Source organism: Desulfatibacillum aliphaticivorans DSM 15576 (assembly GCF_000429905.1).
In the GTDB taxonomy this organism is placed as follows: Bacteria; Desulfobacterota; Desulfobacteria; order Desulfobacterales; family Desulfatibacillaceae; genus Desulfatibacillum; species Desulfatibacillum aliphaticivorans.
This window is the reverse complement of sequence record NZ_AUCT01000003.1, coordinates 285,088-308,312: the sequence shown is the minus strand read 5'-3', so window position 1 is coordinate 308,312 and position 23,225 is coordinate 285,088. Positions and strand designations below refer to the sequence as shown.

19 protein-coding genes are annotated in these 23,225 nt (G+C 54.6%); 10 read left to right on the top strand and 9 right to left on the bottom strand.

Translation table 11 applies throughout. The features are described from left to right. The first annotated feature begins 4 nt into the window (after window positions 1-4). Window positions 5-1,330 carry a DUF4388 domain-containing protein gene (locus tag G491_RS0105650; protein ID WP_012609243.1) on the top strand — a complete coding sequence of 442 codons (1,326 nt, stop codon included), beginning with the start codon at window positions 5-7 and terminating at the stop codon, window positions 1,328-1,330. A 752-nt stretch (window positions 1,331-2,082) separates the two neighbouring features. On the opposite strand, the gene G491_RS33430 is transcribed toward G491_RS0105650, so the two are convergent. The 3 genes from G491_RS33430 to G491_RS0105630 form a co-directional block, all read right to left on the bottom strand. Next, the gene (locus G491_RS33430) at window positions 2,083-4,131 is read right to left on the bottom strand and encodes a methyl-accepting chemotaxis protein (protein ID WP_051327055.1); all 2,049 of its coding nucleotides are present in this window, start codon (window positions 4,129-4,131) and stop codon (window positions 2,083-2,085) included. A gap of 368 nt (window positions 4,132-4,499) precedes the next feature. Then, the gene (locus G491_RS0105635; RefSeq protein ID WP_012609245.1) at window positions 4,500-5,045 is read right to left on the bottom strand and encodes a hypothetical protein; all 546 of its coding nucleotides are present in this window, start codon (window positions 5,043-5,045) and stop codon (window positions 4,500-4,502) included. Window positions 5,046-5,424: 379 nt separating this feature from the next. After that, window positions 5,425-5,625 carry a hypothetical protein gene (locus tag G491_RS0105630; protein ID WP_012609246.1) on the bottom strand — a complete coding sequence of 67 codons (201 nt, stop codon included), beginning with the start codon at window positions 5,623-5,625 and terminating at the stop codon, window positions 5,425-5,427. A 597-nt stretch (window positions 5,626-6,222) separates the two neighbouring features. Here G491_RS0105630 and G491_RS0105625 point away from each other — a divergent pair. Then, the gene (locus G491_RS0105625; protein WP_035217804.1) at window positions 6,223-7,014 is read left to right on the top strand and encodes a DUF4197 domain-containing protein; all 792 of its coding nucleotides are present in this window, start codon (window positions 6,223-6,225) and stop codon (window positions 7,012-7,014) included. A 129-nt stretch (window positions 7,015-7,143) separates the two neighbouring features. Here the strand turns inward: G491_RS0105625 and G491_RS0105620 are convergent, their stop codons facing one another. The 5 genes from G491_RS0105620 to G491_RS0105600 form a co-directional block, all read right to left on the bottom strand. Continuing rightward, entirely contained in the window at window positions 7,144-7,953 is an 810-nt protein-coding gene (locus G491_RS0105620) for a methyltransferase domain-containing protein (protein ID WP_012609248.1), read from the bottom strand. 25 nt (window positions 7,954-7,978) lie between these two features. Further along, window positions 7,979-8,521, bottom strand: a complete 543-nt coding sequence (locus tag G491_RS0105615) for a type I restriction enzyme HsdR N-terminal domain-containing protein (RefSeq protein ID WP_028313878.1) — start codon at window positions 8,519-8,521, stop codon at window positions 7,979-7,981. A gap of 78 nt (window positions 8,522-8,599) precedes the next feature. Beyond that, window positions 8,600-9,310, bottom strand: coding sequence for a histidine phosphatase family protein (locus G491_RS0105610; RefSeq protein ID WP_012609250.1), 711 nt, complete (start codon window positions 9,308-9,310; stop codon window positions 8,600-8,602). Between the two features lie 98 nt (window positions 9,311-9,408). Continuing rightward, window positions 9,409-10,023 (bottom strand): flavodoxin family protein, encoded by a 615-nt coding sequence (locus tag G491_RS0105605; protein WP_012609251.1) that lies wholly within the window; start codon window positions 10,021-10,023, stop codon window positions 9,409-9,411. A 110-nt stretch (window positions 10,024-10,133) separates the two neighbouring features. After that, window positions 10,134-11,174 carry a TRAP transporter substrate-binding protein gene (locus G491_RS0105600; RefSeq protein ID WP_157467997.1) on the bottom strand — a complete coding sequence of 347 codons (1,041 nt, stop codon included), beginning with the start codon at window positions 11,172-11,174 and terminating at the stop codon, window positions 10,134-10,136. 353 nt (window positions 11,175-11,527) lie between these two features. Between G491_RS0105600 and G491_RS0105595 the strand changes: the two genes are divergently transcribed. From G491_RS0105595 to G491_RS0105555, 8 genes are all read left to right on the top strand, one after another. Further along, window positions 11,528-12,193, top strand: a complete 666-nt coding sequence (locus tag G491_RS0105595) for a TetR/AcrR family transcriptional regulator (RefSeq protein WP_012609253.1) — start codon at window positions 11,528-11,530, stop codon at window positions 12,191-12,193. A gap of 29 nt (window positions 12,194-12,222) precedes the next feature. Continuing rightward, entirely contained in the window at window positions 12,223-13,725 is a 1,503-nt protein-coding gene (locus G491_RS0105590) for an acetyl-CoA acetyltransferase (RefSeq protein WP_028313876.1), read from the top strand. A gap of 20 nt (window positions 13,726-13,745) precedes the next feature. Beyond that, window positions 13,746-14,897, top strand: a complete 1,152-nt coding sequence (locus G491_RS0105585; protein ID WP_012609255.1) for an NAD(P)H-dependent flavin oxidoreductase — start codon at window positions 13,746-13,748, stop codon at window positions 14,895-14,897. 120 nt (window positions 14,898-15,017) lie between these two features. Next, window positions 15,018-16,838, top strand: a complete 1,821-nt coding sequence (locus G491_RS0105580; RefSeq protein WP_028313875.1) for an acyl-CoA dehydrogenase — start codon at window positions 15,018-15,020, stop codon at window positions 16,836-16,838. 493 nt (window positions 16,839-17,331) lie between these two features. Further along, window positions 17,332-20,775 (top strand): PAS domain S-box protein, encoded by a 3,444-nt coding sequence (locus tag G491_RS33425; RefSeq protein WP_084511335.1) that lies wholly within the window; start codon window positions 17,332-17,334, stop codon window positions 20,773-20,775. Between the two features lie 183 nt (window positions 20,776-20,958). Then, a complete protein-coding gene (locus G491_RS0105565) occupies window positions 20,959-21,486 on the top strand; it encodes a hypothetical protein (RefSeq protein ID WP_169829393.1) in 528 nt (175 codons plus the stop codon). Between the two features lie 262 nt (window positions 21,487-21,748). Continuing rightward, window positions 21,749-21,949: a 30S ribosomal protein S21 gene (rpsU, locus tag G491_RS0105560; protein ID WP_012609259.1), complete on the top strand. Its 201-nt coding sequence runs from the start codon at window positions 21,749-21,751 to the stop codon at window positions 21,947-21,949. Window positions 21,950-22,050: 101 nt separating this feature from the next. Further along, entirely contained in the window at window positions 22,051-22,566 is a 516-nt protein-coding gene (locus tag G491_RS0105555) for a hypothetical protein (RefSeq protein WP_028313873.1), read from the top strand. Window positions 22,567-22,590: 24 nt separating this feature from the next. Here G491_RS0105555 and G491_RS29555 read toward each other — a convergent pair whose 3' ends face one another. Further along, on the bottom strand, window positions 22,591-23,076 hold the full coding sequence (locus G491_RS29555) for a helix-turn-helix transcriptional regulator (RefSeq protein WP_012609261.1): 486 nt from the start codon (window positions 23,074-23,076) through the stop codon (window positions 22,591-22,593). Window positions 23,077-23,225 lie beyond the last annotated feature (149 nt).

Below are 23,225 nucleotides of genomic sequence, written 5' to 3'. Positions count from 1 at the left end.
GCTTATGAATTTAAAGGGAAATTTTGAACCAGCCTCTTTGGCCAGCATCCTCCAATTGTTGTCCAATGAAGAGCGAACCGGCACGCTCCACCTTACCAATGGTGAGAACGAGGTCAAAATATTTGTGCTTAACGGCGGCGTCATCTCGGCGGCCGGGTCCCAGAAGCAAACCCGCTTGGGCGACCTGCTGCGCAAAAACGGCATGATCTCCGCCAATGACCTGACCTATTGCCTCACTGCCTCCCAACAGAAGAAACAGGCCCTGGGCAGCGTGCTGGTGCAGCGCGGCTTCATCACTGAAGAAATGCTAAGGGAGACCATTCATAAGCAGGCGGAAGAGGTTATCTTTGACCTTTTTTCCTGGAAGACCGGCTACTTCGAATATCATGACTCCAACCTGGTTCCCCAGGGCGCTCTGGACACCAAAATCGACATAATGAACATCATTATGGAGGCAATGTACCGCATCGACGAGATGTGCTACTTTGTCAAGCAGATCCCCACGGAAGATCTGGTGTTTAAGGTTAAGCCCGAAATCATGAAAAACGAGGAGAAAAACTTCAAGCCTCACGAAAGGCGGTTCATCTCCCTCATCAACGGCTCGAAAACCGTGCGTCAGCTGATCAATACCAGCGGCTTCGACGATTTCAGCGCTTACCATCTTCTCCATACCCTGCTGACCCTGGAAGCCATCGAAAAGGCCGGAAAGGAAACCGTGTACGAATCCCAGGAGGAAGGGGATTACTCCGGCCTGATCATTTTCTACACGGAATTGCTCCTGATCATCTACGACAACATCCATTCCGAACTCAGCGAATGGGTGGACGCCATGTTCCGGGAAGCCGGCGTGAACAGGGAGGAAAAGGAAGCCATCGGACGCCTTCTGGACACTGCTCCCAACCGCTGGACCTATAATATTGTGGAAAACTGCAAGCCCCAGATGATGAAGCAAAAGCTGAGCATCTTTGCGGGCTATCATCCCCATAACACCCTGGCCGAAAACTCCGAGGCCCTGAATCAGGTTCTTAAGCCCATCAAGAACCGGGAGAAGGGCGGCGTGTTCCTGCGTAAGAGTTTCAATCAGTTCATCACCAACCTGTTGAACACCGTGGTGGCCACCTTCGGCCCCCGATCCACGCGCAAGATGCTCCTGGAAATCAACAATATCCTGGTGCACGGCAACGAAAATCCGCCCCATTTCCCTGAAAAGCTCAACGCCATCAAGGAAATGCTGGACCTGCTCATCCGCATGGCTCAGGAAGGCAAAAACCAGGGCGATCCCAAGAAGAACTCCTTGGGCATTTTCGCGTTGTTCAACCAGAAAAACTGATCAGACGGGAAGTCATACAACTCCATCAGCATGCATAGGCGAGGCATGGGAGCGAAGGCCGGGCGTTGGGATGGCCTTTCGTTCCTTGGGAGTCGTAGACTTCAATTGACGAATAAGGTTTTCACACCATGTGCTTGCGCACCCGGGCGGGATACTGCTCCGCCCGGGCTATCCACAGGTAGGGGGGGCCACCCCAAAGTGCATCTTGCTGCGGGACCATTTGGGCGGCCGTTGCCCTTCGCGCATCCACGACCGCATGCGCCCGATTCGCCTCCTCAGTTCGTCATTCCCGTGTAGGAATTATGGCGGGATGATTGCTGCAGTTCGCAATCATCATGACATAGTTCCGGAAACGGGAACCCAGCGTCATTTTTGCAATCGCTTGAAAATTGCCGGGCGTCCCAGGAATCGCGGCGTGCTTCCCGGGTTCGCAAGAACAAAAGGCGCGACCAGGAAAGATTGTTGAAATTCGGAAAGGTCGGCGGACGAAAGGAATGTATTGATTTCCTGATTTTTCGGTTTTTGGTGCTCCTTTCTATGTCTTTAAAATGCCTTGATTTCAGATAGTTCCATATGCATTCCCACGCAAAGCATGGGAACGAGGGCGCGGATGCCGCACCGGCAAAGCAGGAGTCTTTTGGCTGGTTTGTATGGGCAGGCCCCTGTGCCTGCCTTATGCAGGGCGCCCACAGGGGCGCCGCTGCAATCATCTGAAACCGCCGTGACTCATTTTCTCAATGCTTAAGGCCCGGCTAATCCCCTGAATAGGTGATCTGCTTGCCGTCTGTTTTGGGCAGCCTTATTCGCCCGCCGCCGCCGGAAGCGTTGGCTGCGCGCTTTCCAACGGCCGCCTGGGCGGAATTTTCTCCAGTGATCATGGTCAACAGCTTGGCCACCAGTTGCTGCATGCGCTGGGATTGGGACTTCAGTTCCTCGGAGGCGGAGGCGGACTCCTCGGCGCTTCCCGTGTTTTGCTGGGTGACCTTTTCCATTTCCGCGATGGCGTGGTTGATCTGCTCGATGCCGTCGGCCTGTTCGTGGGAGGCTTCTGCAATTTCAGACACCAGTTGGGCTACTTTGGAAGCCCTTCCCGCCACCAGGCCGAAGGAGTCGTTGGTTTCCGTGACAAGGCCGCTTCCCTGTTCGATTTTTCTCACAGTGCCCTCAATAAGCAGAGCGGTGTTTCTGGCGGCTTCCGCAGCTCGGGAGGCCAGGTTGCGCACTTCGTTGGCCACCACTGCGAATCCTGCACCGGCCTCTCCGGCCCTGGCAGCCTCTACGGCGGCGTTAAGGGCCAGCAGGTTGGTCTGGAATGCAATTTCGTCGATTGTCTTGACGATCTTGAAGGTCTCGTCGCTGGCGCTGGTGATTTCCGCCATGGACCGTGTGAGCCCCTCCATGGCCTGATTGGCTTCCGTGAACACGCTTTCCATCTCTTTCATGAGTCCGTCGGCCTGGCCGGCGTTCTGGGCGTTTTGCTTGGTCATGGACGACATTTCAACCAGGGCGGCGGATGTGGTCTCCACGGAGGCCGCCTGCTCGGTGGCGCCGTTGGCCAGGCTTTGGCTGGACGACGCGACCTGATCGGAGGCGCAGGCCACAAAGCCCAGGCCTTCGTTCAGGCCTTTGACGATTTCCTGCACGGGATTGCTGATGCCCTTGGCCAGCAGGAAACTGGCCAGCAAAGCCAGGAGGATGATTCCCAGGCTGGCCCCTCCCAGGATGGTTAAAAGCCTTTTGATGGTGTTGTCCACTTCCTGCTGGGCTTCCATGAAATCCTCTTCATAGGCGCCCGCTCCAATAACCCAGTCCCACGGCGGATAGTAGGTGAATGCCTGGATTTTAACCCTGGTTTTTTCCTCGCCGGGATTTTTCCAGGGAACGGATTCAAAGTTGATTTCTCCGGGGTTGGCTTTGAGGCTTTTATCAATGACTTTTTTGACGAAATAGTTTCCATCGGAATCTTTCACTCCAAGGATGTTCTTTCCGTCGGATTTCCTATCCTTGGACACCACGTACAAGCCTGCTTCCTTGCCGGTCCCCGCCAGGACCCAGGAATAGCCGGTTTTACCCACGGACGTGGAAGCAATGGCGCCCTTGATGGACTCCAGCATTTCATCCTCGGGCGCGCCGACATATAATATGCCCACAATTTCTCCGGCGTCCGAAGTGATCGGCTGGTAGGCGGTAAGATACCAGGCGTTGACGACAAAGGCCCTGCCGAAAAACGTTTCCCCCTGCATGACCGTTTCAATCACTTTATTGGGTTCGCCGTTATGCATATTGGGGATGTAGGTCCCAATGGCCCTTTGGCCGTCCAGCTTTTTTACGGTGGTGCTTACCCGCAGCATATCCCCGGTCTCGGGGATGCGTTGGAAGATTGTGCAGGTCACGTGAGTCAGATCGGTGATATCATCCACCAAGGGTGAGGGCGCCGTAAATTTTGTGTTCTTCCCAAGCCACAGATCGCCGGCCAGCATGGTGGGAAGGGTGATCGTGGACTTTTCTTTGGTGAACTGGTTTGTGATTTCCCAATCCACCGTGGCCCTGCCCATATTGATGCCGCCCATGTCCTGCACCATTTTTTGAGCGATGCGAAGATTGGACTCCATGGAGCGGCGAATCGCTTCATCCTGATTAATAGCCATGCGGTACAAGCCCTGGACGATGTTCGCCACTTGCTGCCGGGCCATGCCGTCCATCTGGCCTTTCATCTTTGCCTGCATTTGCTTGCCCTGCCAGGCAAGCAGCCCCATCATAACCAGGCAGGTGATTAATACTGCTGCGGAAGCAAGGCCCATAACCTTGGCGCCCTAATTCATTCGGCGTGACATTTAGCGCTCCTTTCCATACCGGAGTTCACGTTGTGTTGGAAAAAAATGGAAAAGCCCGGTGAAGATCAGGCTTCCGCTTCTATTGAGCAACAAGCATGCCAGTATTCACGGTTGGAAGTTCATTCAAAATACCGCAATAATATGCGGGCATTAGGGGCTTTCTTTAAAAGGAAGCCTGCCGTTAGAATGGCGGAAGCAAGGAGGGGCGGGCGCTATTCGTCAAAAATCTGACTTGGCGTCATTCTTTTCGAGGAAGATGCTTTTCAGGATTTTGAAGGACGAAAAAGGAGCTATAATTGCTAAAAGCCGAGGCCATAAAAAAGGGGCGCTTGATATTATTGAGAGGCGATGGCGGCGTCCATGGGGGCTTCCCAGGCTTTGTAAAAGGCGAACAGCGCCTCTTTCCCGGGAACGCGGACGGAATTGAGAACCTCACGGGTTTTCTGATGCACCCGGTTTTCTTCGGCCATTTTCTCTTCCTGGCTGGCGTGAAAGCTCTGGAGGAATTTTGCAAATCTCACAATGTGGATGAGTTCATGGCAAAGGATGTACAAGGCGAAGGGGAAAAGCCGCAGGTCCCTGTCCGATTCCAGGGCGCTGAGAATGGTGTGGTCCATGAGGCAGATTTTATAAAAGTCGTAAGAGGATGAGCCCAGGGAGGTTTCGGATTTTTGCCCCCGATACCGCACGATCTGGGCGAAGGGGCCCTCCACGATTTCACCGGGGGCCAAGTCCGCCAGGGTCTTGACGTCGTATCGGTGCCAAAGCCACTGGCTGGCGGACATTTTGTAAGAGTTGGAAACCAGCTCCTCAGCCATGGCTGCGGCGTCTCCCACCGTAAAAATCTGTTCCTTACTGAAATGCGTCAATGACTCTTTCAAAATGCTTTTCGGCTCCCGGGGTGCAATCCTCAATCCAATGGTTTGGAATAATGGAAAAATGGTCCGAGGAACAAACCCCCTCCAAGTAGGAATGGGCTTATCACAATGCGTCGGCTCCTTGCAACCCCTGGATCTCCCATCGGGAGAGTTGTGATTTTGTTATTGTAAGTATATCTTTATTTTACAGATTGTTATGAGTTTGAAAGGTCAAGGCGTAAAAAGAGGTGCGGCTATCCTATAGGGCGGAGCCGAATAGCAGGCGCCGGAACTCTCGGGGAGGAGGCGGACCATTCCGCTCTCCCTGCAGAGTCCTGGCGAAGGGGGCGTAACAGGCCCGAAAGATTCAGGCCGTCTTGGCTGCGGCGATAGAGCATGAAAATCAGCATTCGACGTTGGATGTCTCGTCCCTTCCGGCGCGAAGATCAAATTCAATGGGTTCGCTGGCGATGCCGTCGAATTCAGATTCGGCGGCTCCATTGGTCACCTGGATTTCACACTCAGGAAACAGCACATTGAGCATGGCCACCAGCAATGGATTGTCTTTGTCCGGCTGACTGCTTACGATTACGATTTTTTGCATCGTTCTACCTCCTTCCTGTTTACAGGGGGGTGCAGGGACAGATCTCTGCACAAAATTGGATCAGGGCGGAAGCATCTATGTGGCGCTGGAAAAAATGATCCGGTGTAGTAGGGCTGCTCTGACTATTAAGCAAGGTGCGTGCCATTTTTTCCTCATTCAAATAACGCCCGGTATTAGCGGGTTTGCTCCACCCTCCTCACAGAACCCAGACACGAGAAGCATTATCAAAAATTTCTGTTAAAATTTTAATAAAAAACAAATAGTTGTTTGTTGGGCGAACTGAGAGTCAGTGTATAGAAAATTCTCGTATTCCAGGAAAAATCCTGTTGAGCAAGACGAATTCCGGCGAGGAGAATGGGCAATAAGAACACGAGTATGAAAAGTATTTAAAATAAAATACTCATTTTTTTAAATTAGTCAAGATCCGGGACCTGGAGCTAACCCTATTTTAATGTGGCATGGGCCTGAAATTTCCATGTGAGTCATATCATGCTTGACCTTAAGAAAACGACTATGGTCTATACAAAGTTACTATCCGCGGCGTAGCGCCGTTTAAACAAACAATTTGCAAAGCCCGCGAGGGTCTTGGGAGAAATTATGAGGAAATCAATTGTATACGTATTGGCAGTGCTGGCATGCATCATTTTTGCGGCGGGCGTCATGTCCCCGGCCATGGCCGGCTGGGCCGACGCGATAAAAGGCGTCGTGAAATCCGCGACCGAGGATTCTTCGGAAGATAGCACGGAAAAGACATCCACAGCCTCCGATTCCGGCTTGTCGGAAACGGAAATGAATTCCGGCATCAAGGAAGCCCTGCACCAGGCCGTCACCACGGCCATCGCCAGTCTGGGACAGGAAAACGGCTTTTTGAGCAATGACCTGGTTAAGATTCCCGTGCCGGACAAACTGGCGCAGGCCGAATCGATCCTGCGGAAGTTGGGGCAGGACGAACTGGTGGACAACTTTGTGGAGAGCATGAACCGGGCCGCCGAAAAGGCCGTGCCCAAAACCACGGAAATCCTGGGAGGCGCGGTGACCTCCATGACCCTGACCGAAGCGGCTGAAATCCTCCAGGGCGAGGACGACGCAGCCACCCAGTACTTTGAAACCAAAACCCGGGATCAGCTTTTTGCGGAAATCGAGCCGGTAGTGCAGGAAGCCACAGACTCCGCCAGGGTTACCAGCTACTATAAGGCCATGATGGATAAGGCTACGGCGTCCATGCCTCTGCTCCAATCCTACTCCCCGGACCTGGATCAATACGTGACAGAAAAGGCCCTGGACGGCCTGTTTGTGATCATGGCTCAGGAGGAAAAGAAAATCCGCGAAAATCCGGCGGCCAGAACCACCGAGCTTTTGGAAAAAGTCTGGGGCTACTTCGGCAATTGATGGAAGGCCCCATAAAGTGCGTGAAAAATGCTTCGCCGCCATCCTGACCGATGGCGGCGCAATTTTTTTGAGGCTGGAAGATTGATTGGGCCAAATGCGGCGAGGGCAAGGCCGACTATCCTTCAGAAGCTACTCCTTCACCCCCATGCCCTTGAAAAAGGTGTAGCAAAACACGCCGTCTTCTTCGGCGGCGCGGTACAGGCCCCGGATGCCTTGCTCCCACGCCCTGGGATCCATCAAGCCTTGCTCCAAAGCCTTTTCCCTGACGCCTTCCACCATGGCCGTAAAGGTGTTTTTTGTGAATCCTTCCACCAGGTCCGGCTTGGAACTATCCACATAAACCATGCGGGGCGAGACCTGTACGTCCTGGAATCCTGCTTCCTTTAAAAGCGGAAACAACCGCCTTCCGATCTGGGAGTCTCCTCCCATTTGCGCTTGAAGATAAACCAGGCATTGGACGCATTGGGCTGCGTAGGAATTCTGGGGATGAAAGTACGTGGAGCCGTGGTCCCCTTCAATCACCGTAATGGTTCCGCCGGGCTTGATCATTTTTTGCAGGGCGTCCAGGGCTTCGTCCGGATTGGGCAAATGCTCCAACACAAAGCAGAGAAAAAGGTGGTCAAAGGATTCCGTTTCAAAAGGCAGGTCGAAAATATTGGCTTGCTGAAACGCCACGTTGGTGAATCCGGCCTGAATAATTCTCGCCTGGGCCGCCGCCAGGGATTCCGCGGAGATGTCTATGGACGTGATTTGGGCATCCGGGCTTTTCGCCGCCAGAGTTACGGTCTGGGCGCCCACGCCGCAGCCCGCTTCCAAAACCCGGCTTCCCGGCGGATAAACCGTGTCGTGGTGCAAAAGCTCGGTCAGGGTGTTGGCCTGATCTTCCAGGCGCTCCTTTTCGCGTTCCGAATAGCCGTGTACGTACAAGTTTTCAGTCATTGTTGATTCCGGGAGAGGGTAAAGGTTAGCAGATGTCGCAATTGCATGCACCCACCGCTTCGTAGGTGTAAATAATACGGGATTCCATTTCCCGGCGTTTGTCGTCGATGGGGTCGAAGGCGGCGTCCCTGGCAAGCTCCTCCAGGGCGGCTTTATCCGGGATGGAGTCCAGGCCTTCGGAGATGACCTTGCCGGTCTTCACATCCAACACCTGGGCGTCCTCCCCGTTTGTCACAACGACAAAGGGCACCTGATACGGCTCCAAAAGGCGGGCGGCGGCTATGCAGGGCCTGTGGCGGGTGATCAAGGATCCCGGGGCGTACCGGATGATCATGGCCGTCTTGCCATCGACGCTGACGGCGAAATCCACCATCAATTGGCGGCGGTTTTCTCCGGCCTGGGCCATGAGGTCCAGGCGAGGACGGACGTCCTCCTTGGCGTAACCTTTTTCCTCCACCAGGATGCGGGCGATTTTTTGCCGGTAGCGTTCGTCGTGGGTGTCGGTCAACACCTCGCCGGTCAAAAAATCCTCGGTTTCTCCAAATACGTAATGATGTTCGTCAGCCATAATTCGCCTCCTGATTTGTTTGCATATAATATGTGGCACAAATCCCTGAGGCGCAAGGTTTGGGTGGAAATATTGGAATTACCGGTAGGTAAGCACCGTTTTATCCTTCACCGCTTCCAAATGGCCGAACTGGTTGAAGGCGTACAGGTTGATCCGGTTTCCGCTGAACTTCAAACGGGTGATGGACGCGTTCATGACCTGCCACGAAACCTCCATGGTCCTTTCGTGGGAAAGGTGCATGGTGCGCTGCAAGGCGACGGATATGGGGCCGCCCGAGGAAAAAACCGCCACGTTGGTTCCGGAGCCGTGGCTCGCCATGATGGCGTCCAGGCCCTTGTTCACCGTGGCTGTGAATTCCAGCCAGGGGGTGATGCCCGGAACGTCATCCTGGCCCGAAGCCCAGGTTTGCATGGCTTTTTCAAAAACCAACTGAAAGGAGCGCCGGTCCGTGTATATCTTATCGAAATGCTCGGCCAGGGAGGGCTCCTTGGCTTCCAGCCTGGGCAGATAGCCCATCAGCACTTCGTCCGAAGGGTATTCGTTGAACTCGGGCATGGTTTTGCGTTCAGGCAGTTCCAGCCCCTTTTTCTCGTAAGCGTCGTACAAGGCCTGGGCCGTATGGATTTGCCGTTGGAGGGTCCCGGTAATGACGGAGTCGAATTTCACGCCGTGCTCGGCCAGCCGCTGCGCCACAATTTGGGATTGGCGCACGCCCAGATCGGACAGTTTGTCGTAATTGTCTTCCCCGAATGAAGCCTGGCCATGCCGGATTAAATAAATAACGCTCATGTAACGAATGCTCCTGATTAGTCAAAGAATGATCATCCGGGGCCGCCGGCCCCTCCCGCCGCACCGCCTCGTAGTTGTCATGAGTAAACCACTATAAATCAGCCTGACGCAGCCTGCCTGGCGACCGCCTTGCCCGCCTCAAACGCCGCGTCCATGGCTTGTTGATCCTTTTTCACCGCTCCCTTGCTGAAATGCAGCAAGGCGCTCACCCGGGCCGTCATCCCGCACCCCAGAAGCGCTTGCAACGGCATTTCCATGGCCTCCAAGGTAAAGCCCATATCCCGAATATCTTCCTGCTCGCACACGGCCATTACCGCGGCGCAACGGCCCTGGCCGGCCAGGCGGCTGGACCAGCCCCTGGGCCTGTCGTTGGTGAAGTCGTAATAGCAGTATAAACGATCGATAAAGGCCTTCATCCAGGCGGTGATGTTGTAATGATGGGTGGGCGAGGCCAGAATGATCCCCCGGCATTCCTCTATGAGGGGATACAAAAGCTGCATGCCGTCCATGAGTTTGGTGCACGCCTTGTCCTTGCGGCATTTCTCGCACCCCACGCATGGCGAGAACTGGTAATCCCGCAGATGGACGATTGTGCAGGGAACGCCACGGGCCTCCGCGCCCTGGGCCGCGGACTGCAGCAGGGCGTCCGTGTTTCCGTTGGGGCGGGGGCTTCCGCCCACTAACAGGATTTTGGCTTGGGGATGAGCAGTCATGATCGTCTCCTGATCTTGAACGTTGAGGCGCGGCCTTCAACACGTCAGGGGGGGATCATAACAGGAATGAAAAAAAAGAGCAATCGCTCAGTTTTTTTTACGGGGCGTTATTATTCGGCGTTCGCCGCCCGGTAGTCCTCAAGATGCTGCAGCAACTCGTCCAAAAGGGCCTGGGAGTACAGCTTGCCCGCCAGGTCAGCCCCGATATGCCTTGTTGCGGCCTTGATGCGCCTTAACTCCGAAGGCGAAAATTCATCCTTTTTCATGCCGTAGGTGTACAAGGCTTGCAATGACCTTTCGTTGTCCTCTCTGACCTTGGCGTTGAATTTTTTCATCAGGGCCTCCCTTTGTTTAAAATAGCTTTCCTTGGTGGCCTGGGGGACAGCGTCCCACGCCGCGTTGGTCAGCAGATCCACGGAAGGGGAATAGCGGATTTTGCAGGGATTGATATTGCGCACCACATTATGCATCTGGGCGCCAAGCACAAAGGCGGCCGGTCCGATGGCGGCTTCGTATTTTCCGGCCTGGGCGGCCGGGGCGATCTCCGGGATGTCCAGGGGGACCAGGTCCGCTCCCAGATTGGTGAGCAGTTTTTCTTCCAAGGGGCCGTACCAGGTCATAAAACGGACGTCTTTAAAGTCCTCCAGGCGGGTGAACGAAACGCCTTTGGAGATGATGATATCAAAATCCTGGTCGCACCAGGCAAAAAGATAGAACCCGTTTTGGCGGAACAATTCTTCAAACATCGGGGTCATTTTTTCTTTAACGTAGTCCACCTCATCATAGTTTTCGAACAAAAAGGGAAGCTCCACCACGCTCATGGCCGGGCAGGCCTGGGTGGCCCCCTGGCCGCTCAGCCCCGCGCCCTGGAGAAACCCTTTACGCATTTTATTGAGGATTTCCTCGTCATCTCCCATGGCCCCTCCCCAAAAGACCTTGACGTCAAAGTCGTCTCCGGCCAGCTCCCGCACAGCCGGCAGGACCAGGTTTTCGTAATGCACCGCCCATCCCACGCCCTTGGGCGCGATGGTGGCCAGTTTGTAGCGCTTTGGGGGCGTTGGGGAATCGCCTGCACAGGCGTAATTGAAAGGAGTGAGAAAAGACAGGCCCGCCACTAGGGCCGTGAGCACGGCGGTTTTCACAAAATGCATAATGTATCCTTCAAGGCCAGGTTGGAATTTTTTGAACTGCAATTTCAGTTTAGTGAAGTTGTCAAAATTTGTCAACAATCCTGAATATTGTTAAAGTTTTCGGCCGCCGCCCAACAATGCCAGGAAGCCATTTCGTTCATCACTTTTTTGGCTCCTGCGGTCCGGAGCGCGGCTGATTATTGAAATGCAAATTGGTATAAATCAAAACAAAATTAACTATAACCCTGATTCTTGAATCAGGGGCGGCATGGATTCAATGGGGTTGCTGAAGTCCAAGAAACGCTTATAAACAGGGTGTTGACAAATGGCGCATCCCAAGCTATAAATAGAATTCTAATTCTAAAAGGTGGAATATGGCGGGAAAATCAAGAAAAAAGCAAATCAGAGGCGAATACACCAGAATCAGTCTTTTGGAGGCGGCCACCGAGCTTTTCGCCGCCCATGGCTTTGAAGGCGCATCGGTAAAGCAAATCACCGAACGGGCCGGAGCCTCGGTGGGGTCGTTCTATCATCACTTCAATGATAAGGCGGACTTGTTCACCCAGGTTCTGGACAACGGCAGCATGACCCTGCGGCGGTATTTCCGCAAGGTGCGCAACCTGCCCCCGGACGTTTCCCTGGAAGAGCGGACTCATCAGGCCATTACAGCGCTGGTGGATTTTGCCACGGAGCACCGCTCCCTGTGGGTATGGCTGCTTTTGGAAACCGATAAGCTGCCCCAGCCCATCCGAAAAATCGTGAAAAAGGACCAGGAATTGTATCTGCGGGACCAGGCGCAGGATCTGGAGGCGGCGGTCAGGTTGGGACGCCTTAAGCCTCTTGACGCCAAATTGGGCGCTCAGGCGGTTTTTGGAATGTGCGTTCACATGCTTTCCGTGTATCTTAACGATCCGAATCCGGACCGGGACGCCTATGTGGACTCGATCACCAAAGCCACGGTGGGCATATTACGGGCCATGGCGGGGTCCAGGCAGCCGGCCTATACTGAGCCGGGCGAAAAGGCTTTGAAAGCCGGATAAGACGGGGACCCGTGCTCCAGGAGGTCAGGATGCCCCATGTCCCCGTGATAGTGGGAATCTCTCAACTCACGCAATTTCCCGAATTGGAAAAGCCTCTGGACCCCATGAGGCTGATGGCCGACGCCGCCCGGGCCGCTCTTGCGGACGCGGGGCCGCCGGCCCTCGCCTCATTGGTGGATTGCATCTGGGTTTCCAATATCCTCAGTTGGGGGTATAAGGACGCCCCCGGTCTTTTGAGCGCCAATTTAGGCCTTAAGCCTTCCCACAACCATTATGGAATCATGAGCGGGCACGTCCCCCAATGGTTCGTCAATCAGGCGGCCCGGCGCATAGCCTCAGGCCAGAGCCGGGCCGTGCTCATGGCCGGGGCCGAGGCCCAGCACTCGGTCAGGCAATCCTACAAGGACGCCGTAAAATTGAATTGGCCGGCCAGGGAGAACCCGGAGATCATAGGCGACGGCGCCAGCCCGGACCTGGGGACCAACAGCCTGGAAAACAGCCATCAACTCATGATTCCGGTCAACATGTACGCCTTGTTCGAAACTGCAATCAGGGCCGCCAAAGGCCGGGAGCCCAAAGAGCATCAGGCCTTCCTTGGGAGGTTGTTTGAAAAGTTTTCAGCCGCGGCTGCAAAAAATCCCCTGGCATGGAACAGGCGCAAGTACACCGCCGAGGAAATAGCAACCCCCGGACCGGACAATCCTGCGGCATGTGAACCGTACACGCGGCGGATGTGCGCGGCCATGAACGTGGATATGGCGGCCGCAGTGGTCATGACTAGCGAGGAAACCGCAAAAAAGATGGGAGTGAATTCCTCCCAATTGGTCTACCCTATGGGAGGCGCGGACTTGAACAATATCAGGTACGTGACCCAGCGCCCGAAACTGAACGACTCCCCCGCCTTGGACCATTGCATTAAAAGGGCCCTGGACCAGGCGGGATTGGGTGTTTCCCAAATCCGGGCTTTTGATTTATACTCCTGCTTTCCCTCCATGGTGGAAATCGCCATGGAAGCCCTTGGCCTGGATCCGGAAGATCCCAGGCCTCTGACCGTGACGGGCGGGCTGCCCTTTTTCGGCGGCCCTATGGGAAACTACTCCATGCACGCCATAGCCGAGGCAACGGCGCAAATCAGGACGGGAAAGCTGGACAACGTGATGGTCGCTGCAAACGGCGGCTTTAACACGCGGCACTCCGTAGGAGTCTACGGCCGCGAGCCATCCCCCAAAGGATGGTCGCGGGACGACTCAGCAATTCAGGAATCAATTTTGTCCGCAGCCCTGCCCGAGCCTGTCAAGGAGGCGGCGGGGAGGCTTGTCGTGGATGGATGCATTGTACGCAACACCCGGGAAGGCGTCCCGGAAAAAGGCCTGGTGTTGGGAACTCTGGAAGACGGGAGAAAAACCCTGGCCGTCCTGGACGTCGAGCCTGCCTTACTTGGACAATTCTGCAACAAAGAACTTGTGGGGGGCGCCGGAGCGGTCCGATTCGACTCAAACTCCGGTTGCAATATGTTTGTTCCTGAACTGTGAACGTCAAAGGAGGTTTTATCATGGCAAAAAGAGTGCTGCGGACGCCGTTATGCGACATGCTGAACATCGACTATCCCATCTTGAGCGCAGGCATGGGGCCGACCCTGATCGGCGAACCCAACGGAGCGCCCGTGGAACTGGTTGTGGCGGTTTCCGAGGCGGGAGGCCTGGGCGTTCTGGGCGGCGCCGGATTCACTTTGGACGGCTTGCAGGAAGCTATCCGGGAGATCAAGGCGCAAACCGGCAAACCCTTTGGCGTTGACCTTTTGCTGCCTAAAAATTTGCCCGGAGGAACCATGACCGGGGGAAAGGAAAACCTCACCCTGGCCCAGGTGATCGAATTTTTGCCGAAAGAACATCTGGACTGGTTCCGAAAAGTGGAAAAGGAAATGGGCTTTCCCGCCCTGGAGGATTTGATGGTGAATAACGACACCACCACCATGAATCCCAAAGAGGCGGTTGCCATCTGCATCGAGGAAAGGGTTCCCCTGTTCGCAGCAGGCTTGGGAGATCCCGGGTGGATGGTCGACGAAGCTCACGCCAAGGGCATGAAAGTCCTGGGCGTGGTGGGCAATGCCAAAAACGCCGGCCGGGTTTCCAAGTCCGGGGTGGATTTAATCGCGGCCCAAGGCCACGAAGGCGGAGGACATACCGGACGGGTGGGCACATTCGCCTTACTGCCGCAAGCTTTAGACGCTGCCTATCCCGTTCCGGTTCTCGCCGCAGGCGGCGTGGGCGACGGACGCGGCCTGGCAGCCGCCCTGGCCATGGGATGCATCGGCGTCTGGGTTGGAACCCGGTTTTTGGCCACCAACGAAGGCGGCGCCATGGACCTGTGCAAGCAGCGCATTGTGGAATCCACGGACGAAGGCACCCGGGTCAGCAAATTGTATACGGGAAAAACCTCCCGGGCCAATGTAACCCGGTTCCACGAACTGTGGGACTCCTCCGGCCTGGAAGCGCTTCCCTTTCCCTTCCAGGTGCTCCTGGCCTCGGCCCTTTTGGGCGGGCTCATCCGCTCCGGCCACGACGATCACGTGGGCGGCTTTGCAGGCCAGGTTTCCGGGTTGATTCACGAAATCAAGCCTGCAGCAAAGGTTGTGGAAGACATGGTGGAGCAGGCGGCGGATATACTTTCCAGCAAGCTGCCCTCTACGGTCAAAACCGCATAGGAGAAAAAATTAAGAAAACTATTGTTAAAAGCCGGCAAACATTTTACACATATGTATAATATGTACGCGAGCAGTGTTTGCTGATCACCCCCCAACATATATGAAAGGAAGTAACTAAAAATGGCTCAACAATTGGTTGACAGAAGAGACCTGGACTTTGTCCTGTGGGAGCAACTGGATTGCGAAGGCGAAATCCTCAAAAAGTACGACGCTTACAAGGAATTCAACAAAAAGACCTGCGACATGATCCTGAACGAAGCCAAGGCCTTGGCGGTGAAGGAACTCCTGCCCACCATGCAGGAAGGCGACAGGCAGGGCGTCAGGTACGAAAATAATGAAGTCAAGGTGCCCGACAGCTTTCATCGCCCCCACGAACTGCTGCTGGAAGGCGAATGGCAGAACCTGGGCGTGGAGCCTGAAATGGGCGGCCAGGGCGCTCCCGCCTTTATTTCCTCGGCCACGGCTGAAATGTTCATGGCAGCCAGTTGGGCCTGCTATTCCTACGCCACCATGGGCAACGGAACCTCGGACATGATCGAGAAGTACGGCACCCAGGAGCAAAAGGACCTGTACATTCCCAAAATCACCACCGGCGAATGGGGCGGCACCATGCTGCTGACCGAGCCCGATGCGGGCACGGACGTTGGCGCGCTCACCACCACGGCCGTGAAGAACGATGACGGCACCTACTCCCTCACGGGCAACAAGATCTTCATCACCAACGGCGAACACGACCTGTGCGAAAACATCATCCATCCGGTCCTGGCCCGCATTGAAGGCGACCCCGCGGGAACCAAGGGCATCTCTATTTTTATCGTGCCCAAGTACTTCGTGAATCCCGACGGCTCCCTGGGAGACCGCAACGACATCCTTTGCACCGGCGTAGAGCACAAGCACGGCATCAAGGCCAGCGCCACCTGCCAGATGTCCATGGGCTCCAAGGGCAAGTGCATCGGCTTTTTGCTGGGCAAGGAACGCGAAGGCATGAAGGTCATGTTCAACATGATGAACGGCGCCCGCATGGCCACCGGCCTCCAGGCTTTGGCTTACGCCTCCGCCTCCTACCTGGACGCTTTGAACTACGCCAGGGACAGGATCCAGGGCCGCAGCATCGACGACATGGCCAACCACGGCGCTCCTCCGGTCGCCATCATCAACCACCCGGACGTCCGCCGCAACCTCTTGTGGATGAAATCCTACGTATGCGGCTTCCGCAGCTTTTTCCAGTACTCCTCCATGCTGGCCACCAAGGCGGCCATGGCCGAGGACGAAGAGGAAAGAAAGCTCAACAACGGCCTGTACGAGCTCATGACGCCTCTTATCAAGGCCTACCTCTCCGACTTGGGATACGAAGTTTGCGTCCAGGGCATTCAGGTTTACGGCGGCGTGGGTTTCTGCCAGGACTTCCTGGCTGAGCAATACGCCCGTGACTGCAAGATCACCTCCATCTACGAAGGCACCAGCGGCATCCAGTCCATGGACCTTTTGGGCCGCAAGCTGGGCATGGAAAAAGGCAAGGTCTTCATGGCTTTCATGGGCGAAGTGGGCAAGACCATCGCCAAGGCCAAGGGACAGGAAGCACTCAAGGGCCTGGCCGAAGACCTGGAAGCCGCTCTTAACCGCCTGGGCGAAACGGCCATGCATCTCGGCAAAACCGCCGTGTCCCCGGACTTCAAAGCGGCTTTCGCCCATTCCCTGCCTTTCCTCTATGTCATGGGCGACGTGATCATGGCATGGATGCTCCTGTGGCGCGCCAGCGTGGCCGTGGAGAAACTGGCCGGCAAGGTCAAGAAAAAGGATGAATCTTTCTACACAGGTCAGGTCAAGACCGCTGAATTCTTCATTCAGAGCCTGATCCCCATCACTCACGGCAAGATGAACGCCATCTTCAACACCTGCAAGGCTGCCATTGAAATGCCCGACGACGGATACGGAATCTAATTTCCAAATCCCTCCAGCGATAAAACAGGGCGGCTTCTTTTTTAAAAAAGGGGCCGCCCTTTTAGTTTGAATGGGGTCTACGTTTGACGTTTGAGCCCCAGATTGTCGAATCCGCCTTCAATGGTAGGGCGCCCCAGGCAGCAAACCACGCTGCCTGGGCTACCCGCGACGCGCTTTGCGCGTCTAAACGTCGCCCCCAGGCAGGGCTGCCCCCTGCTTGGTGCGGCGTTTTTATGGTTTTCAATGATTGGGCATGATCTTCACTCAGCCAACCGATTTCATCTTACCTGCACAAGAAATTGATCCGCCGTAAAAAGGAAACCATGTTTTTCTTTACTGCAAAAAGATAATTAGATACCCTATTTATATAAAATCACAAACATAGCGGCGTTAGATCTGTCATTTGAATGCATTTGCTCATCCTTCGCTTTCTCATTGTTCGGACCAGCACAATCAGGAAAACGGCAGCATGCAGCCCAGTAAATAGGTGAACATGTCTCATAAACCGTCTTATGAAGAGCTGGAACAGCGGGTCCTTTCTCTGCAGCGTGACAATAGCCGATTGCGGGAGAGCGAAAGCCGCTGGCGGTCATTAATGGATAAAGCCCCAGGATTGATATGCATTTTTTTGCCTGACGGCGAAATTGTTTACGTCAACCAGCCCTATTGCGCTTATTTTAACAAGGCTTATGACGAGCTTGTGGGCTCCTCCTTTCTTTTGCTTCTTCCGGAGCCGGACCGGGATGCGGTTCTGGAAAATATTCATGCTCTCACGAAAGAGAGCCCCACCATGTCGCACGAGCGCCAGGTGGTCGCCGCGGATGGGTCCGTCCGCTGGCAAAGGTGGACCAACAGGGCCTTTTTCAATTCCAACGGCGCGGCGGAGATGTATCAGGCTGTGGGAGAGGATATTACCGAGCGGAAACTGGCTGCCCAGGCCATCCTCAAGGAGCGCAAGAAGTTTGAAGATGTTTTGGAGAAATTTCCCTACGGCGTTTGCGTGGTGGACGAAAACAGGCGGATAGAATTCGTCAACGAAAAAATCAGGGCGGAATTTGGAGAACCCGGCGACTTGTTATGCCATCAATATTTTAAAGACATGCCGGGTTTGCGCCCGGCCTGCAGGACCGGGGCGGCGTTTCAAGAAGAGTTTTGCAAAATGGAATGGCGCTCCCCGGCAAAAGATCGCCACTACGAAGTGTATGACATTCCATTAAAAAAGGAGAACGGATCCAAGTCGCGGGTACAGATTTTTAATGACATAACGGAACAAAAGAAGGCGGAGAGCGCCCTGCAGGAAAGCGAGGCCAAATATCGGGCGCTCGTGGAGAACGCCGGCGAGGCCATTTACATTGTGCAGAACGGTGTAATCAGGTTTGTGAACGCCAAGGCGGGGGATTTCACCGGCGTGGACCCCCAAGGCATGTTGGCGCGGGATATGACGGATTTTATCCACCCCGAAGACCTGGCCTTGGTGACGGAAAGGCATGCACAACGCTTGCGGGGCGAGGCCCCTCCTTCCAGCTATTCCTTTCGGCTGCTTCATGATTCCGGCCATGTCCGTTGGGTGGAGTTGAGCGTCACCCCCATAGAATGGGAAGGCAAGCCCGCCACGCTCAATTTTTTGCGGGACATATCGGACAGAAAGAAGGCGGAGGACGAGATAATCGAGCGCGAGAAACGGTTTCGCGCCACCCTGGACAACATGCTGGAAGGCTGCCAGATTATCGGTTTTGATTGGTCCTACATATACCTGAACGACGCGGCCGCCAAGCACGGACGCATGAACAAACAGGATATGACCGGCAAAAGCATGCTGGATCTGTATCCGGGAATAGAACAGACCGAAATTTTCGCCTTGATGCAGGACGGCATGATCAATCGCGTCTCCCATCAGGTGGAGAACGTATTTTATTATGGAAACGGGTCGAACCGGTGGTTTGAATTGAGCATCCAGCCTGTCCCGGAGGGGATTTTCGTCCTTTCCATCGACGTGACGGAAAGGAAATGGGCCGAGCATTCGTTCAAAGAGAGCGAAAGCCGTTTCAGAACCCTGTTTGAGCAGGCGCCCATAGGCATCATTATGGTGGCGCCCAACGGTTTTCCAATACGCTCCAACAAGGCCCTGCGTGAGTTGGTGGGCTATACTGAAAAGGAAATTTGCGCGCGTTCTTTTCTTGAATGGACCCACCCGGATGAAAGGAAGGCAAGCCAGCGGCTTATTAAAAGCATCGCTGCGGGCGAGGAAACCCTTAAAATCATGGAAAAGCGCTACCTGCATAAGAACGGAGACATGGTCTGGGGGCGGACGGCGGTCACGGCTGTGAGAAACAGCGCCGGGGCGGTGGAATACTTCATCGCCATGGTTGAGGACATTACGGAAAGCAAGATGGCTGAGCAAGTCCTGCAAGACAGTGAGAACCGGTACCGCAGCCTGTTCATGCATTCTCCGGACGCTGTGTTCACCGCTCTGGACGGCAAGGTTTTCCTGGTTAATCAAGCCTGCCTGAATCTTTTTGGCGCAAAAAAGGATGAGGACATTGTAGGCAAGCCCATTCTTGACCTGGTCGCTCCTGAATTCCGATCCTTGGCTGCAAAAAGGAGGGACATCCTGGATGCGGAGGGCCGCCCCCTGCCGCTTGTCGAAATGCAGATGCTTCGGATGGACGGCAAGCCCGTGGACGTGGAGGTCCTGACTTCCGCCTTTTCCATGGGAGCCGCCATGGCGACTCATGTGATTTTGCGTGATATCTCAGCGCGGAAAAACATGGAAAAGGAAAAGGAGCAATTGCAGGAGCAGCTTTCCATGTCGCAGAAACTGGAGTCCATAGGGCGCCTTGCGGGCGGCGTGGCCCACGACCTGAACAACCTGCTTTCCCCCATAATCGGTTTCGGGGAGATCCTGTCCGACGACATAGGGCCGGACGACCCCAAGCGGGAGGCTGTGGAAGAAATCCTGGGCGCAGGCTTGAGGGCGAGAAACCTGGTGCGTCAGCTTTTGGCTTTCAGCCGGAAGCAGACTCTTGAGTTCAAGCCTTTGGATATATCGAAAACCCTTGGGGCGTTTAAAAACCTGTTACGCCGCACTATCCCGGAAGATATTGAAATCAGGGTGATTTCGTCGCAGAAGGTTTTGCCGGTCATGGCCGATGCAGGGCAGATAGAACAAGTGATTATGAACCTGGCGGTGAATGCGGCCGACGCCATGCCCAACGGCGGGGTGCTGACCCTGGAAACCGGCATGGCGGATCTGGATGCAGACTACGCCAAACTGCATTCCGAAGTTCAGCCGGGACGGTATGCGGCCCTGGTCATCAGCGATACCGGTCAGGGCATGGATCAGGCCGCCCGGGAAAGGGCGTTTGAACCCTTTTTCTCCACCAAAGGAAAGCACGGCACCGGCCTGGGGCTTGCGACGGTTTACGGAATCGTCAAACAGCACGGCGGAAGCATCTGGTTGTACAGCGAGGAAGGGCAGGGCGCCACGTTCAAGATTTACCTGCCGGTTGCGGAAGAAAGCCCTCCGGCGGGCGGGCCTGAAAAAAAGGCTGTGATCACACTGGACGGGGACGAAACAATTCTGCTGGTGGAAGATAATGAGAACGTCCTGCATCTTGCCGGAACCATCCTGAAACGAAGAGGCTACAAAACTCTTGCAGCTAAGGGCAGCGCAGAGGCCCTAAAGATCATCCAGTCCAGTACGGAGCCCATCCACCTGCTGCTCACGGACGTGGTCATGCCTGAAATGAACGGAAGGGAGCTTTATAACAAAGCCCTGGAAATGCTGCCGGCTTTGAAAGTTCTTTATATGTCCGGCTATACGGACAACGTCATCGCCCATAGAGGGGTGCTGGACGAAGGGGTGCAGTTTATTCAGAAGCCCTTCTCCGGCAAAGGACTGGCCCAAAAAGTCCGAAAAATTCTTAATGAAAAATAATCCCCCAAGCCTCATTCCTTTCAACCCGCCAATAAAGGCTTTCGTCGCCCCCATGCAAGAATGCGTTGCGAACAGGGCATGATGTATTAAGTTTTTGTTGGCGTCATTGGAATCGATTTGGTATGGTGTAAACAACGCTACTACATTGTGAAGCATCAGAAGCCTTGAAAGAGCTTGGTATATATGTCTCTGAAAATATTGAGTTTGATTATAATAGTTTTGGCGGTCGCCCTGATTGCGGCCTGTGCGTTTATACTGCGTTTGCGTAGGCCGTTAAGCGCCAGGCTCGGCTCCATGGGGGGGATTTTCGACTTTGGCGCCAAGGTGCGCGGGGTGTATCCGCCCTTTGTTGAGGGGATGTGCGGCGCTTATTATATGCGTTTCAGGTTCGTCCCGGGCAAGCGGTTTAAAGAAATTGTGTCCGCCAAGATTGAGATTCCCGTGGATTCCCAGGTTGTCTGGACCTTCACCCCGGATGACATTGAAAACGGCGACCCCCAAGCCTTTGGGGCGTCTTTGGACTCCTTTAAAGCCCTGGCGAACATGGAGGGTTTTGAGGCCATTCATATGGAAAAAGAGCTTCTTACCGCTATTTTTTCGGCGGAAACGGCGGGAGGGGAACAGGAACTGCAAAATGTCCCGGCTATGCGGCAGCGGGTTGTGGCTATGGGCAAGTTGGCCAGAAAATTAGGCTGCATGGCTAAATTATAAAAAAGGTTGCGTAGCGGTTGATGTTATGCTACCAAGGCGGATGCTCCACCTAGGGGCATGGCCGTTCGTTTTATTGCGGGCCAACGCGCAAATTATTGGGTGCGGACCGTAAAGGCTGTTTTTTCGAGTCTTTACGGTTTTTTTGCTCCCCTGAAACCAAGGAACGAAGGCCGCAATTATCGGCAGGGGATGAAGTTTTTTTGCAATTATGAGCGCAGACGGGAATGTAAACCCGAAAGCCTGAAATATAAGGAGGTACAATTTGCAGGTTACAGTTCAAGATAATCAACTGGAAAGAGCCGTTAAGGTCCTTAAAAAGATGCTCCGCAAGGAAGGCGTCCTCACCCAGCTCAAAGAAAAACGCTTTTACGAAAAACCCAGTGTGAAAAAGCGCCGCAAAAGGGCGAAAGCCGCTAAAAGAAGGCGCAGGATTGAACTTCGGGCTAACCAAAGGCGCCGTTAACAGGACCGCGCTTTTAAACAGCCTTGCTGGGCGGCTCGGGCGGGGCGCCGTTTGGTTCAATGGCGCCGCCCGCACCAGCCGAATTGAGCAGGAGAATTGACATGGCAATGAACACTGTCTGGAGGGATTATCAGGTTCCATCAGACATTATCGCGCCTGGGGCTCTGTCCACGGCGAAATCCGTGAGTCTGACAGAAACCAAAGACCTGCGGAAGAAAGACCCATGCCATGTCATGCAAAAAATTCGCCAGGGAGGCGGGCTCTCCATAGGCGCTTATATGAGCGACCGCCCGGTTGCCGAAATTCTGCATCAAGCGGCTTCCCAGGCCTTGGAGATTGCAGGCAATGCAAAATCGCCGGGGCGGGCGGAGCTGAATCTCACCTTAAAAATTCAGTCTCTCGACTTTAACGTTATGGTGGGTTTCGCCCAAGGCATGCTTAAGGGCGTTATCCAGGCGCAGGCCGTGTTCACGGACCCTTCCTCCGGCAAGGTTGTCTGGGAAGGCATTTGCGAAGGCGCGGGCAGAACCGGGACCGGAGACTTGGTCAAATCCGCCTTTACTTCCGCACTGACAGATTTTATCCAAAACCTGTCGGCCTGCCCCGGATTCAAATAGGTTAACGGAGCAAGCCGGCGCCTTCTATCCCAGGGAAGCCAGATAGGCTCTGAGGTTCTTTTTGGTTTTCTTAAGCCCCAGTTTTTTACGCAGGCTGTCTCTGTGAAACTCCACCGCCCGTTTGGATATCTTCAGCAGCTTGGCGATGTCCTTGCTTTTCACTCCCATCCTGACCAGGTTGGCCACCTCGATCTCCCGAGGCGTAAGATTGGCGTGCTGGCTTCCGATGCGCCGCATGAAAGGCGCGACAATTTCCGATAAATTCTGCTCAATCACGTTAACAAAGATGCTTTGATCCACGTCCAGGTCCGTGTCCTGCAGCCTGGCCACGTACACCATGACCAGGTCTTCTACGTTGGCCACTACGCGCTGTTGAAAATCCTGGGAAGCCATGCGGGTTTGCTCGATAAGCGTTCGCAAAGCCTTGTTAGTCTCTTCCAACTCCCCGTTTCTTATTTCCAATTCTCGTATCTTTTTTTCCAGCGATGCAACAGTTGGCTTATCAGCCATGGGAATTCCTCCTGCACTTGTTAAACACAATCAGCGCGTTTACCGGTCGATCTACGGGCTGCCGAACAAACATTGAAGAAACGCCGCCTGTCAGAGCGCTGGGGGCAGCGCCGCTGCGCGGCGGATCGGAAAAAAACTGTGCGTTTGAA